General features: G+C 37.7%; 15 protein-coding genes. 7 read left to right on the plus strand and 8 right to left on the minus strand.

Features of this window, described 5'->3' with window-relative positions:
* Positions 1-23 precede the first annotated feature (23 nt).
* From paaB to ABJQ32_19820, 6 genes are all read right to left on the minus strand, one after another.
* On the minus strand, positions 24-305 hold the full coding sequence (gene paaB, locus ABJQ32_19795) for a 1,2-phenylacetyl-CoA epoxidase subunit PaaB (GenBank protein MEP5291909.1): 282 nt from the start codon (positions 303-305) through the stop codon (positions 24-26).
* Positions 306-349: 44 nt separating this feature from the next.
* Positions 350-721, minus strand: coding sequence for a four helix bundle protein (locus ABJQ32_19800; GenBank protein MEP5291910.1), 372 nt, complete (start codon positions 719-721; stop codon positions 350-352).
* Between the two features lie 25 nt (positions 722-746).
* Complete coding sequence (paaA, locus tag ABJQ32_19805) at positions 747-1,691, minus strand: 1,2-phenylacetyl-CoA epoxidase subunit PaaA (protein MEP5291911.1); 945 nt, start codon at positions 1,689-1,691, stop codon at positions 747-749.
* Positions 1,692-1,749: 58 nt separating this feature from the next.
* Positions 1,750-2,814 (minus strand): 1,2-phenylacetyl-CoA epoxidase subunit PaaE, encoded by a 1,065-nt coding sequence (gene paaE / locus ABJQ32_19810; protein MEP5291912.1) that lies wholly within the window; start codon positions 2,812-2,814, stop codon positions 1,750-1,752.
* 275 nt (positions 2,815-3,089) lie between these two features.
* Complete coding sequence (locus ABJQ32_19815) at positions 3,090-3,524, minus strand: hypothetical protein (GenBank protein MEP5291913.1); 435 nt, start codon at positions 3,522-3,524, stop codon at positions 3,090-3,092.
* 185 nt (positions 3,525-3,709) lie between these two features.
* A complete protein-coding gene (locus ABJQ32_19820; GenBank protein MEP5291914.1) occupies positions 3,710-4,180 on the minus strand; it encodes a hypothetical protein in 471 nt (156 codons plus the stop codon).
* Between the two features lie 49 nt (positions 4,181-4,229).
* On the opposite strand from ABJQ32_19820, the gene ABJQ32_19825 reads away from it, so the two are divergent.
* The 7 genes from ABJQ32_19825 (at position 4,230) to ABJQ32_19855 (ending at position 9,582) form a co-directional block, all read left to right on the plus strand.
* On the plus strand, positions 4,230-4,859 hold the full coding sequence (locus tag ABJQ32_19825) for an LON peptidase substrate-binding domain-containing protein (GenBank protein MEP5291915.1): 630 nt from the start codon (positions 4,230-4,232) through the stop codon (positions 4,857-4,859).
* Positions 4,860-4,915: 56 nt separating this feature from the next.
* Entirely contained in the window at positions 4,916-5,374 is a 459-nt protein-coding gene (locus tag ABJQ32_19830) for an NADH-quinone oxidoreductase subunit A (GenBank protein MEP5291916.1), read from the plus strand.
* Positions 5,371-5,907, plus strand: a complete 537-nt coding sequence (locus ABJQ32_19835) for an NADH-quinone oxidoreductase subunit B family protein (protein MEP5291917.1) — start codon at positions 5,371-5,373, stop codon at positions 5,905-5,907. The genes ABJQ32_19830 and ABJQ32_19835 overlap by 4 nt, the downstream gene beginning before the upstream one ends.
* A complete protein-coding gene (locus tag ABJQ32_19840) occupies positions 5,897-6,379 on the plus strand; it encodes an NADH-quinone oxidoreductase subunit C (GenBank protein ID MEP5291918.1) in 483 nt (160 codons plus the stop codon). The genes ABJQ32_19835 and ABJQ32_19840 overlap by 11 nt, the downstream gene beginning before the upstream one ends.
* 3 nt (positions 6,380-6,382) lie before the next feature.
* Entirely contained in the window at positions 6,383-7,576 is a 1,194-nt protein-coding gene (locus ABJQ32_19845) for an NADH-quinone oxidoreductase subunit D (protein MEP5291919.1), read from the plus strand.
* Positions 7,577-7,581: 5 nt separating this feature from the next.
* The gene (locus ABJQ32_19850) at positions 7,582-9,069 is read left to right on the plus strand and encodes an NAD(P)H-hydrate dehydratase (protein MEP5291920.1); all 1,488 of its coding nucleotides are present in this window, start codon (positions 7,582-7,584) and stop codon (positions 9,067-9,069) included.
* Positions 9,070-9,249: 180 nt separating this feature from the next.
* Positions 9,250-9,582, plus strand: coding sequence for a T9SS type A sorting domain-containing protein (locus ABJQ32_19855; GenBank protein ID MEP5291921.1), 333 nt, complete (start codon positions 9,250-9,252; stop codon positions 9,580-9,582).
* A gap of 72 nt (positions 9,583-9,654) precedes the next feature.
* Here the strand turns inward: ABJQ32_19855 and ABJQ32_19860 are convergent, their stop codons facing one another.
* Together ABJQ32_19860 and ABJQ32_19865 are read right to left on the minus strand one after the other, a co-directional pair.
* Positions 9,655-12,618 (minus strand): DUF2723 domain-containing protein, encoded by a 2,964-nt coding sequence (locus ABJQ32_19860; protein ID MEP5291922.1) that lies wholly within the window; start codon positions 12,616-12,618, stop codon positions 9,655-9,657.
* 156 nt (positions 12,619-12,774) lie between these two features.
* Positions 12,775-13,422 (minus strand): hypothetical protein, encoded by a 648-nt coding sequence (locus ABJQ32_19865; GenBank protein MEP5291923.1) that lies wholly within the window; start codon positions 13,420-13,422, stop codon positions 12,775-12,777.
* Between the last annotated feature and the right edge of the window lie 9 nt (positions 13,423-13,431).

Raw genomic sequence — 13,431 nt, forward strand, 5'->3', positions numbered from 1 at the left:
GGAATACATTCAGGTGACATTTTCTACATATGTTTTACTTCGTCTGGCAGATCATAAAAAGTAGGATGACGATAGACTTTATCCTTTGCAGGTTCATAAAGCGGATCAGAATCATCTGGATCTGATGCAATAATGTATTCAGATTTTACTACCCAAATACTTACTCCTTCGTTCCTTCGTGTGTAAACATCTCTGGCGTTTTGAATAGCCATTTCTTCATCAGAAGCATGAAGGCTACCCACATGTTTGTGGTTTAGGCCTGCTTTACTTCGAATAAATATTTCCCAAAGGGGCCAATTTTTCATATCTCTTAGTGTTTTGGTTAATTAGTTAAATAGTGAATTAGTTTCTAACTGCTTTCTTTTCTCTTTTTCAAATAGCTAATGTAACCGTTCAACATTTTTATCAATTCTTCATATTGAGCATTGTGGGCATTGAAAATTGTTTCGTCAATATATTCTTCATCCAATGCTACAGTTAAATGATCAAAAGTCTCAATTAAACTTCCTCTCGCAGTTCTGCAGAATTGGATGTTCTCTTGAAAATGAAATCTTCCATGACCTTCAGCGATGTTTGCTGAAACTGATCTAGATGATCGTATTATTTGATCTATCAATTTATATTTTTCTTCATTAGGAAAGCTTTTACATAACTCGGAAATTTCGTTTCGAAAGACTCGAGCTTTCTTCCAAACCTCTAAATCAGATATGCTTTGATTCACTAATTAACTATTTAACAAATCAACTTCATGCAGCTTGCTGCTTAGTCTTGATTTTCTTTTCAGCGTGAGCAGTTGCAGCTTCTCTCACCCAAGCACCATCCTCCCAAGCTTTTGTTCTTGCGTCGATTCTTTGCTTGTTACAAGGGCCATTTCCTTTGATCACATTGAAAAATTCTTCCCAATTGATTGCTCCAAAATCATGTTGACCTTTTTCTTCATTCCACTTTAAGTCGGGATCAGGAAGTGTTAACCCTATTAGATCCGCTTGAGGCTTAGTCGCATCTACAAACTTTTGACGAAGTTCGTCATTGGTAAATCGTTTGATTCCCCAACGCATTGATTGCTCAGTATGTGTAGAAGCTTCATCAGCTGGGCCAAACATCATTAAAGAAGGCCACCACCATCTGTTTAAGGCATCTTGAGCCATTTGTTTTTGTTCTTCAGACCCCTTACTGAGTGTAAGCATGATTTCAAAGCCTTGACGTTGGTGAAAGGATTCTTCTTTACATACACGCACCATTGCTCTTGCATAGGGACCATAAGAAGCTCTGCAAAGTGGTACTTGATTCATAATTGCGGCACCATCTACCAACCAACCAATGGCGCCCATATCTGCCCATGTCAGAGTAGGGTAGTTAAAAATACTTGAGTATTTAGCTTTTCCAGAGTGAAGATCTTCAAATAAGTTGTCACGCTTTACGCCTAGCGTTTCACATGCGCTGTACAGATACAACCCATGACCTGCTTCGTCTTGCACTTTGGCAAGGGCTGCTGCTTTTCTTCGTAAAGAAGGTGCTCTTGTAAGCCAATTTGCTTCAGGCAACATTCCCACTATTTCAGAATGAGCATGTTGAGACATTTGTCTAATTAATGTCTTTCTATAGTTATCAGGCATCCAATCTTTTGGTTCGATACGGATGTCTTTATCTATTTTCTCGTTGAATCGATCTTCTAAACTCTTTATATCCATCTTCTAATCCTTTGTTTCAAAGTTAATTAACACGTTTGAATTGACCTTTGTTCGGTAGCTAAACATCAAAACTCAATTTTACTTTTTCAGTTTTTGGGTATGACTGACAACTAAGTACTAATCCTCTTTCAAGTTCATCTGGCTCAAGAGCATAGTTGACATCCATTTCAACTTCTCCCTCTTCCACTCGACAGACACATGTACTGCAAACGCCACCTTTGCATGCATAGGGTAGATCGGCACCATTGTCAAAAGCTACATCCAATATAGATTTGTCAGAATTGTAGGGAAAGGTCATACTATTCCCATCCAATATAACTGTGATTTCAGCTAATGCTTTTTCATGTTTTATTTCTTTTTCTTGAGATCCTAGCTTACCAACTGGAGAAGTAAATAACTCGAGGTGAATACGTTCATCTGGAACATCAAGCAAACGAAGTTCATCTTGCACTGCTAGCATCATTTCTTCGGGTCCACAAGTAAAATAATGATCTACAGATTCCGTATTGAAGAATAATCGAGCGTAGGATCGAATCTTTTCTTTGTCAATTCTTCCATTGAAGAGGTCGGATTCTTGTCGCTCTTTACTCAAAATATGGTACAGGCTAAACCGACCCATGTATTTGTTTTTTAGCCCTTCTAGCTCTTCTTGGAAAATGATTGTACTGGTTCTTCGGTTGCCATAGAAGAGGATAAACTCGCTTTCCGGCTCTGTCCTCAAAGTAGTTTCAATAATGGATAGAATGGGTGTGATCCCACTACCACTCGCGAAGGCTACATATGACCTGCTGCTTGCAGGATCCAACGGCACATGAAATTTACCATGGGGGGCCATCACCTCTATCTCATCATCGATGGCCAACTGATCATTTGCGTATGTTGAAAAAGCACCGCCTTCTAACTTTTTTATTGCTACAGTGATAGTCTCGTCAATTGGGCATGAGCAGATTGAATAAGATCTTCGAGTATCTTCTCCTTTAATGTCCTTTTTGAGCGTCAGGTGTTGCCCTTGAATAAAGCTAAATTCTTCTCTTAGCTCATCAGGAATATTAAAAGTGACTGCCACGGACTCTTCCGTCGGTCTTTTAAGGTCTGCTACTTTAAGGGTATGAAATTTTGCCATTTTAAATTTTTGGGTAAGACAAAGCTAAAATTTTGGGAGTACTATAGCTAAGCTTATTAATGTACTGATAGAAAAATATTTCATTTTTTTGATTTTCTACTTTCACAGAAGTTTGAATAGAGTTTCAAAAGAACTGGCGAAGCTCTATTTAGATGAAATCAAATCAGTAATTAAGGCCAAAAAATATTTCCCAAGACTTATTTGACTCATTAGAGTCAAATAGTACAAATGGCTAGTGTTAAGACTTAAAGTAAGTTTTCAAGCTCTCTCATAAATCAAAGCTTTTCAACCACCCATTCAAAAGCACTCTCCGGAGAATCAAAAGTCCCAATTTCCATTTGACTTCCATTGGAAAGACTTATCGTCTGTGTATTGTGAACCATTCGTTCTATTGAACCAGAGCTCAATGAACTTTTAGGAGCCACAACAGGATTGTATAGGAGTCCCATTTCTGCTACTTTGGGCCAAAAGTCTCTTACTATTATTTCCTGAACTTCTGCACTTAAAACTTTAATTTGACTTGAGTCTGCAATCATAGCTTTAGGTCTATGTTTTTCAGCTAACTCAAGTAGGTCATTAATGTATTGGCCAATGTGATTTTTTGCCATGAAACCTTTCATTGCATATACTAAAACAGGGTAGTTTTGAACTTGATATACTTCTACATCAAAGTTTCCATACTTAAGGTTTTTTAATGTCTTTTTTTCCATTTTACTACTATTTTTTGATGGTTATTTCAATCAATAATAGCCGGAATAACACTTGGACGTCTGTTTTTTCTTTAAGTAAAAGGAATGTCTCGATCAACACCTCGATTGTTCAGATTGCGGATAATCTAAAAATGAGAATTCATTATTTTAGGGAATCTTAATTTCTTTGAGCAGAAGAGTACAAATTAGCTTATCCCAAGCTTCTTGCTGATTTTTGTCACTTTTTCTTCAACTCTCTCTTCTAATGGATGACTCAATAAGAAATACTTATCTCCATTGTCTAACTTAAGATAAGCACGATACTCATGATTACTAACAATGTTTTGTTGGTTTGATAGTGAATACATCGTTTGTTTGGTCTTTACTTTGTTGATAAAAATTTTTTCAATTGAGTCATATTTGGTAGGCTTGCCAAATTTGCGACCCATAGCAAATACCCCATCATACAATGTCTTATTTTCTTCATTGATGATAATCACATTGGAGGCAAACCAAATGGCAGGAACAAATGACGAAACTATTATTGCGACAAGAATAGACCATGGTTCCGGGAGTTCATACATCAGTTTGATCGTGACAATTACCATCAGAATGATGCTTACAAATCGGATAGGTAAATTCACTGCTTTACCTTTGTTTATTCTAATGATCTTCATGAATGATCGAAAGTACCAAACTATTTTCGCACTTCCGAGTTTTTGACCTATGAGAGAAATTGCCCTTTTCCCTTTGAATATCGTAGCGTTTCCAGGTGAGGCAGTTAATCTACACATCTTCGAACCCCGCTATAAAGCGTTAATTAATGACTGTTTAGAACAGAATGACACTTTTGGTATTCCAGCATTTGTCTTAAATAAAATAGAATTAGGTACTGAAGTAGAGATTGTTGAGGTTACAAAGAAGTATTCGGACGGACGAATGGATATTAAAACCAAGGCTTTAAAGGTTTTTAAAGTTGAAGATTTTTGGAATCCATGGAGAGACTTTGAGTACGCGGGGGGTAAGATTAAATATCTGCCTATAAAGGATGAATCCACCGATCTGAACTTGCTTTATGAGTTTAAAGAGATGGTCGCACGACTATTCGGCTGGCTAGGCGAAGATGACGTCCCAGACATTTCAGCTATCACATCGGTATACGATATTGGACATAAGATTGGATTAAAGTCTGAAGAAGAATACTCTTTGTTAGACATGCCTACAGAAAATGAACGTTTAGCTTTTAGTCTTAATCATTTAGAAAACCTTATTCCTGCTCTTGAAAGAGCACATAATGCTCAAGAACGAATCAAGCAAAATGGTCATTTTAAGCACCTTGACCCTCTTAAATTTTAAGCTGATAAGGCTTTATTCCATATAAATATTTCACATATTCCGTGTAATTTCCCATCATGATCGAAATCACTGGTTTTGGCGTTGTTTTACTTTTTTTAATCGGAGGTATTGCTTTTTTGATGGTAACCCTTTTGATTGGAAAAGTTCTTAGACCAAAGCGGCCAACACCTGAAAAACAGACAACTTACGAATCTGGGGAAGAGCCTTCTGGGACTGCATGGGGACAGTTTAATGTGCGTTTCTACATCGTTGCTTTGATATTTCTTTTGTTCGAGGCAGAACTGGTTTTCTTGTTTCCTTGGGCTACAGTTTTTGGTGATGAGCAACTAATAGAGATTACAGATGGACTATGGGGTACATTCTCCATGGTGGAGACATTTATTTTTGTGGGAATTCTGCTGATAGGTTTGGCTTATGTTTGGGCAAAGGGGATGTTGGAGTGGGTAAGGCCAAAGCCAAAGGGTTCTGATTTCAAATCGAAAATACCAGCAGCGGCATACGAAAAATTCAAATGAAAGAAGAAGAATTAACAATCGGAGAGTTAAAGTCTGGAGAAGGAGGAATAATTGTATCAAAGCTAGATGATCTTTTAAACTGGGCACGATTAAGTAGTCTATGGCCTGTTGGATTTGGGTTGGCTTGTTGTGCTATCGAGTTTATGTCTACAGCTTCCTCCGCTTATGACCTTGATCGCTTTGGAATTATCCCTCGAAACTCCCCTAGACAGGCTGATGTCATGATTGTCTCAGGTACAGTTACTTTCAAAATGGCAGATCGTGTGAAGCGTTTGTATGAACAGATGGCCGAGCCCAAGTATGTTATTTCTATGGGCTCATGTGCCAATTGCGGAGGACCGTATTGGGAACATGGATACCATGTGGTCAAAGGCGTTGATAGAGTTATTCCTGTAGATGTATATGTGCCTGGTTGCCCCCCCAGACCTGAAGCACTAATTGGAGGTTTCTTAAAGCTTCAGGAGAAGATCAGAACAAAGTCCGTACTAAGACCTAAGGCTTTGGAAAAATTAATGAGCAAGGATGCAGTTTGAAGAAATTAAATCTTTAATAGAGAAAGAATTACCCGAAGCAATTCTTGGAGAGGATCTAGATTCTACTCCAACCACACTAATAATAAAGCCAGATTCCATTTACCAATTGTGCAGCTTTCTTCACTTAAATGAGAACACCTATTTCGATTCCCTTTCATGTCTCACTGGATTGGATAATGGGGAAGAAAAAAACTCAATGGAGGTCATCTATAATCTTTATAGTATTCCATTTGATATGCACTTAATGTTGAGAGTAGTCCTAGATAGGAATAACCCACTTATAAACTCTGTTTCAGAAATTTGGAAAACTGCAGATTGGCATGAAAGAGAAGCTTATGATCTGCTTGGTATCTACTTCAATAATCACCCTGACCTAAGAAGAATTTTACTTCCAAATGACTGGAAAGGGTATCCGTTAAGGAAGGATTATGTGGAGCCAGAGAAATACCATGATGTTAAAGTAAAATATTAAGTCATGGCAGAATCATTTTTAATAAAATCAGAACCCCTTAAGTATAAAGAATCAGACCTCAAGACAGAGGAGATGATCATCAATCTAGGCCCTCAGCATCCATCTACTCATGGTGTATTAAGGCTGGAGGTGGTCACGGATGGAGAGATCGTTGTGGATGTTGTCCCACACATGGGCTATCTACATCGCTGCTTTGAAAAACACGCTGAATCCCTAGCTTTCAATCAAACCATTCCATATACAGATCGGATGGATTATGTAGCCGCCATGAACAATGAATGGGCATTTGTAATGGGAGTTGAGCAAATGCTTGGGATTGACAAAGAAATTCCAAAACGGATAGAATATATCAGAGTACTCGTTGCAGAGCTCAATCGAATTGCTTCTCATTTTATAGCTATTGGCACCTTCGGGATGGATATCGGAGCTATCACTCCATTCCTATGGATGATGCGTGATCGTGAGCATATACTCAGAATGTTGGAGTGGGCAAGTGGAGCGAGAATGCTTTATAATTATATATGGGTAGGGGGACTTTTTTATGATTTACCTGTTGGTTTTGAAGAACGAGCGAAAGAATTCGTTGATTATCTGAAGCCTAAGCTTAAAGATTCTGAAACTCTGCTTGTTAATAATAAAATTTTTATTGAGAGGACAGCAAGTATTGGTGTACTTCCAGCCGATTTAGCGATCAACTATGGCATCAATGGACCTATGCTTCGAGGTTCAGGGTTAAAATTTGATTTACGCAAAATTGATGGGTATAGCGTGTACCCAGAAATAGATTTTGATATTCCTGTTGGTACTGGGAAAGTAGGAACAGTTGGAGATTGTTGGGATCGTAACTGGGTTCGTTACGAAGAATGCTGGCAGTCAATAAAAATCATTGAGCAATGCGTTGAAAAGCTTCTGGGTGAACATAAGCGAACGAAAGAATTTGATCCCCGAGCTTTAGTGCCCAAAAAAATTAGGCCGAAAGCACAAGATTTTTATGTTAGAGCTGAGAATCCAAAGGGAGAATTAGGCTTTTTCTTTCGAACGGATGGTCGAGCGGATCAGCCATTGAGATGTAAAGCCAGGTCACCTAGTTTTAGTAATCTCTCTGTTATAGCAGATATCAGTAAGGGATGTATGCTGGCAGATTTATTTGCAATTTTAGGTTCAATGGATTTAAATATGGGTGAGGTAGACAGGTAATCAAGATGAAAATTCTTAGTGCAGAACAGATTAGAAACGCGGACAATTTCACGATCGAAAACGAGCCTATCTCATCTGTTGATTTGATGGAGAGGGCTAGTAGTGCTTTTGTAAGTCAATTCCTCAGATTACATCCTGAGAAAAAACCAGTCTATATTTTCTGCGGTACAGGGAACAATGGAGGTGATGGACTAGCGATATCAAGACTCCTAAAGAACAACGGATGGACTATTTTCCCTTTCGTAATTGGAGAAATCACAGAAGGAAGTGATGATTTTACGACTAACCTCAAAAGATTAAAGAAATATAGAAGTATCACTGATCTCAGTGTTTTTCCGAAAATAGACAGTCATTCAATTATTATTGATGGTCTTTTTGGTACTGGGCTAACAAGACCTATTGAAGGATTGTATGCCAAACTAATTGAATATTTAAATGCTCAGAAAGCACAAAAAATATCTATTGATATTCCATCAGGCCTTTATGTAGATAAGCCAATATTACAAGAAGATGCGGTATTTGAGGCTGATTGTACAATCTCATTTCAGATGCCCAAATTGACTTTCTTCCTCCCAGACTACCGCCGATATACTGGAAAATGGAGTACTATCAATATTGGGTTACATGAGGATTTCATAGCTAAACAACCAACCAATCTTTTCTGTACAACCAAAAATGAAATGATAAACCTAGTTCCTCAACGTATGTGGTTTACACATAAGAATCAGGTGGGTAGACTTATGATTGTAGCTGGTAGTGTAGGAAAAATTGGAGCCGCTATTTTATGCGCAAGAGCCGCTTTTAGGGCCGGAGTTGGATTGGTCAATGTTCATACTCCTCATTGTGGTATTGATGCTTTGCAAATTGCAATTCCTGAGGCAATGGTTTCCGTTGATGAAGGTGAAACTCATATTGAGTCAATCCCGAAGGTTAACGATGTGGTGGCAATTGGTCCGGGTATAGCAACCGAGTTGAATACCGTAAGTTCATTTAGGGGGTTTATAAAAACTCATGATGAGCCACTGGTGATTGATGCTGATGGAATAAATATTCTTTCGGAGAATAAGGATTTGCTAGAGCATCTTCCTAAACAATCAATTTTGACACCTCATCCTGGAGAGTTTAAAAAGCTAGTAGGGGAATGGCAAAATGACTTTGATAAACTAACAAAGCTTAGAAATTTCTGCGTTGAGAATGAAGTGAATGTAGTTTTGAAAGGAGCTTATTCAGCTGTTTGTAATACTGAGGGGAATATATTTTTCAATCCAACTGGAAATCCTGGATTAGCAACAGCAGGAAGCGGTGACGTATTGACTGGAATTGTTGGAGCATTATTAGCTCAAGGTTTAACTCCTTTTGAGGCCTTGAGGTTAGGCGTTTATCTTCATGGAGCTTCGGGAGATGAGGCTGTGAGTGGATTGAAAACTTCTTGGATACAAGCTTCTGATATCATTTCATTTATAGGATTTGCTGTTAATTCACTCGTGAATTAATTTTTTAGACTAATCGATATAAAAAATCGATCAATTTTGAAAACGTCTAATCAATGAGTTTAAAGCAATTTTTTCTAGGAATAATGCAAGTGAAATGCTGTGGTTAACGTTAATTAACGATTATTATTTTCTGTCCATTAGGAACTATCTGACTTTTTTTACGTAATTTGTATTCAATATATGCGCAATAAACTAATCACATTAACGTTCGCCTTGATTCTTTGTGGGACTTTGTCTGCACAAGAAGGTTTGAATAATGATCAGGAAACGCAGATAAGTATCTATCCTAATCCAGCTGTTGAGTTTATAATAGTTCAAGTAGAAGGAGAGTCTTCAAAAACTGAATTCGAATTGAATTCCATGATTGGGAACAAACTACTAATCAAGCCTGAAGAAGTGGGTATAGGTAAATACAAAATACAAGTAAAAGATTTAGCAACTGGCTATTATTTTTTAATTGTTAAAAACGAAAAAAAGCGATTCAAAAAAGCTTTTCGTTTTTTGAAAAACTAAAAAAAAATATTTATTCAATAAAAAAGGCTTCTGTATAACAGAAGCCTTTTTTGATTTATATCTTCTAAATGGTTATTGCTGAGACTGCAGCTGCGTATAATAGCTATTGAATAACTCCTCATAAGCTGCTGCTTTTTCACGATCTCCATTCGCTCTATATGCTCTTGCAACTTCATTTAAAGAGAGCAGTTGCCTTTGCAATTCATTAGTTTCTTGACCTTCAGTCGAGAAGTAATAATCTAACCATTGGGATGCATTATCTGATGTGACTTCAGCAACATGATCAGCAAGTTCTGGTTCGCCAACCTGCAGCAACATTCCTACTTGTTGTACACTAAAGAAATCAAACGGTAATGATTCATTTGGCATTACTTCAAGACATCTTTTCAAGACCTCAGAAGCTCTCGCATAATCCCCTTCTGCAATTAAATCTTCCGCTAGTGTGTTGAACGTTGATCTGGAGTTCAGTACAAATCCCATATAATCTTGAGTATAGTAAATGCTCGGGTCATCAAGATTAGTCCAGGTAAATTTGTTCATGACGTTCTCATACATCACTTCCGTATTTACGGGGTAGCCACCCCTTGAAGTTTCCGACAATACTGGTACTACTCTGTAAGCCATCCCTTCTTGAACTACATAACCCCTTAGGTCAATGTTCATTTGGGCAATGGAAGTGTTGTTTAAGTAAATGGGTCTTTCCCAATCAGAGTTTACTAGAAGGTCTAAAAATGCTAGATCTTTTTTCTCCAAACCTCGCCCTTTGACTCTCAAGATCATTTTATCTACAATCTTATCATGCATGTCTTCCGGCACGATACGCTTAGCTTTTTCCGTATCTATATCAAGGAATAGCGCTTTTGACGGTACAGTATTATAAGTTGTGTAACTATTTGCTTGTATCTGTAAACCAGGATTTTCTTCAGATATAAACCTGAGTAACATCTGAGCATTAATTGCGTTTCCTTTTAATTCTTCTCGCTCGTAAACAGGCAAATAATCATTCATTCCACCTTGTTGGTACAAGCCAATATCTAAGCCATATGGAAATGATTCAGACTCATAAGCTCTTCTCGCGGATTGTTGAATGTACCAATCAGTATTGTAGTAGCTCAAAACAATTACTCTTACATCTGTTCGGAATCCCTCCACCTCTTGTGCATACCAAAGCGGGAAAGTATCATTATCTCCACCGGTAAAAATTATTCCATTTGGAGCTACCGAGGATAAATAGTTTTTGGCAGCATCAACAGAAAAGTACCTGTCAGACCTATCATGATCGTCCCAGTTTTCACTAGCCATCAATACTGGAATAGTTAGCCCGATGACTGAAGCAAGTACTGCAGCTACCTTTTTTTGTTTGGAGATGTTCTTTAAAACATCATATAGCGCAAGAACTCCAAACCCAACCCAGATGGTGAATATGTAAAAGGAACCTGCATATATATAATCCCTTTCCCTGGGTTCAATAGGAGGAGTATTTAGATACAGGACAATAGCTATACCTGTCATAAAGAAAAGCAGAGCTGTTGCTGAGAAAAGCTTGACATCTTTTTTGTATTGGATGAACATTCCAAATAAACCAAGCAGCAGAGGCATTCCAAAGTAAACGTTCCGTCCTTTATTGCTCGCCAATATATCAGGTATCTCATCGAATGCCCCCACAAGTCCAACCCATCCAGCTCCTTGAATATCACTTTCTCTACCCGTGAAATTCCACATAAAATACCTGAAGTATTGATGCCCAAGCTGATGGACAATCAGGTAATAGAAGTTATCTCCCCAGCCAGGCTTTTCACCTTCTTTCAAGCCAGTTACTTGTCTGTATTTTTTTATATGATTTGCATCGGAACTATACATTCGTGGCAATATGGTCGAATGCTTAGGATCAAATTTCTGATTGACTTTATAATCCTTGATTACATATTCGTCATCTCCTCTCATGTATACCGGAGCACCCTTTTCATTTTCGATAAGACTTGCTGTATAGTAGGGTCCTTTAAACAATGGACGGCTGCCATACTGCTCTCTTTTTAAGTATGAGACGAATGAGATTATTTCATCGGGATTATTTTCATCAATGGGAGGATTATAATTACTTCTAATTACCGCAATAGAGTAAGAAGAATAGCCTATCATGATGAATGCTAAGGCAAGTAGTGAAGTATTTAATACGTATTTGTTATGCTTTACCGACCAATAGATTCCATATGTCAATCCTCCAAGCACAAGTAGCCCAAAGAAAACTACGCCTGATCCAAACGGTAGGCCTAAGCTATTCACAAAGAAAATCTCAATCTTTCCTGCCATTGATGGAAGACCAGGAATTATTCCTTCTAAGATGATTAATAAAATAGCCGCAGAAATAGCTAGTGTGTATATAATTCCCTTCTTCGTTACATTTTCAAAATACTTGAAATAAACAATGAGTCCTAGTACTGGGATGGCAACAAGATTTAATAGGTGGACACCTATAGATAGACCCATCATGTAGGCAATTAGAATTAACCAGCGGGCACGGTCTTGCTCTTCCGTCATATTTTCCCATCTCAAAATAGCCCAGAAAACAAAGGATGTAAAGAAGGCTGACATCCCATACACTTCTGCTTCAACTGCAGAAAACCAAAATGAATCTGAGAAAGTACATGTTAATGCGCCCACAAGTCCAGTCCCCATTATGAGAATAGTGTCTGTAGTTGTTTCCTCGCCTTTTTTTATTTTCAAAACTCTTTTAGCAAGGTGCGTGATTGACCAAAAGATAAATAGTACGAAAAATGCACTACTCATCACACTGAGCATGTTTACCCAAAAAGCAACTTGAGTTACATCATCTCCTGCAAGCATTGAGAACATACGTCCAGTCAAGAGAAAGAAGGGAGCACCCGGTGGGTGTGGAACTTCAAGTTTGTAGGAACAGGCAATAAATTCACCAGCATCCCAAAAGCTTGCCGTAGGCTCTACGGTAAGACAATACGTAACTAATGCAATCAGAAAGGCGATCCAGCCGGTAGTTATATTGATTTTTTGGTATCCCATGGTCAAATTAATATGAAGGGCGAAAATAGCAATTAACCCGAAGATATCAGGCTTATATCATACCTGATTTCCAATAACCAATTGATCAGTAAGGTATTGAAAGTAGATATTCAGCTAAGATTTATCATCAACGACTGATTGAGAACCAATGATTTTTTAATAAACAGCTAAATAGAAACCTAACCATACAATGAAGAACAAGACATACGTGCTTAATACAATGTATGCTGATGTCTTTATTTTTTTTCCACCTAAGAAGTAAATGCCAAAGGCTAGGATTGGCCAATAGAAAATCTCAAAAATGTTTAAAGACTTGAGTGGGTAGTGCCATTTTGGAGCGATTTGTGTGTAGTCCACAAGGTTGATCGCTGAGAATGGATAAAATGCCATATAATCATGGTAATCAGGATCTGAGCCAAAAACTGTGAACCAGATGACTTTTACGATTTCAGGCAAAAAGAAGAAAATTTCTGCAAGCATGACCATTTTCCACAATTGATTGAAATGAAGTCTATAACCAAACATGAAGCATCCTATCCATAGTGTAAGTGTAGTCCACGTCCATTTCCAGGCAAGAAAAATGGGAACACTCAAATATTGTATGCCATACAAAATATCAAATACCCAGATTTCACCTCGCTCATTAAGAACTTCAAAAGCTGCAATGGAGTCAATAATGAAAATACGTTTTACAAAAAGCAATGCGATATACGTTAAACAGATAATGAAAAACATACCTGCACCGTTAAAGTCAAACCATTCTTCAAGAAATTGCTTTCTGTACTTAGATAAACTATTGGTCATTTAGATTTA

It is taken from the genome of Marinobacter alexandrii (assembly GCA_039984955.1).
Classification (GTDB): Bacteria; Bacteroidota; Bacteroidia; order Cytophagales; family Cyclobacteriaceae; genus Ekhidna.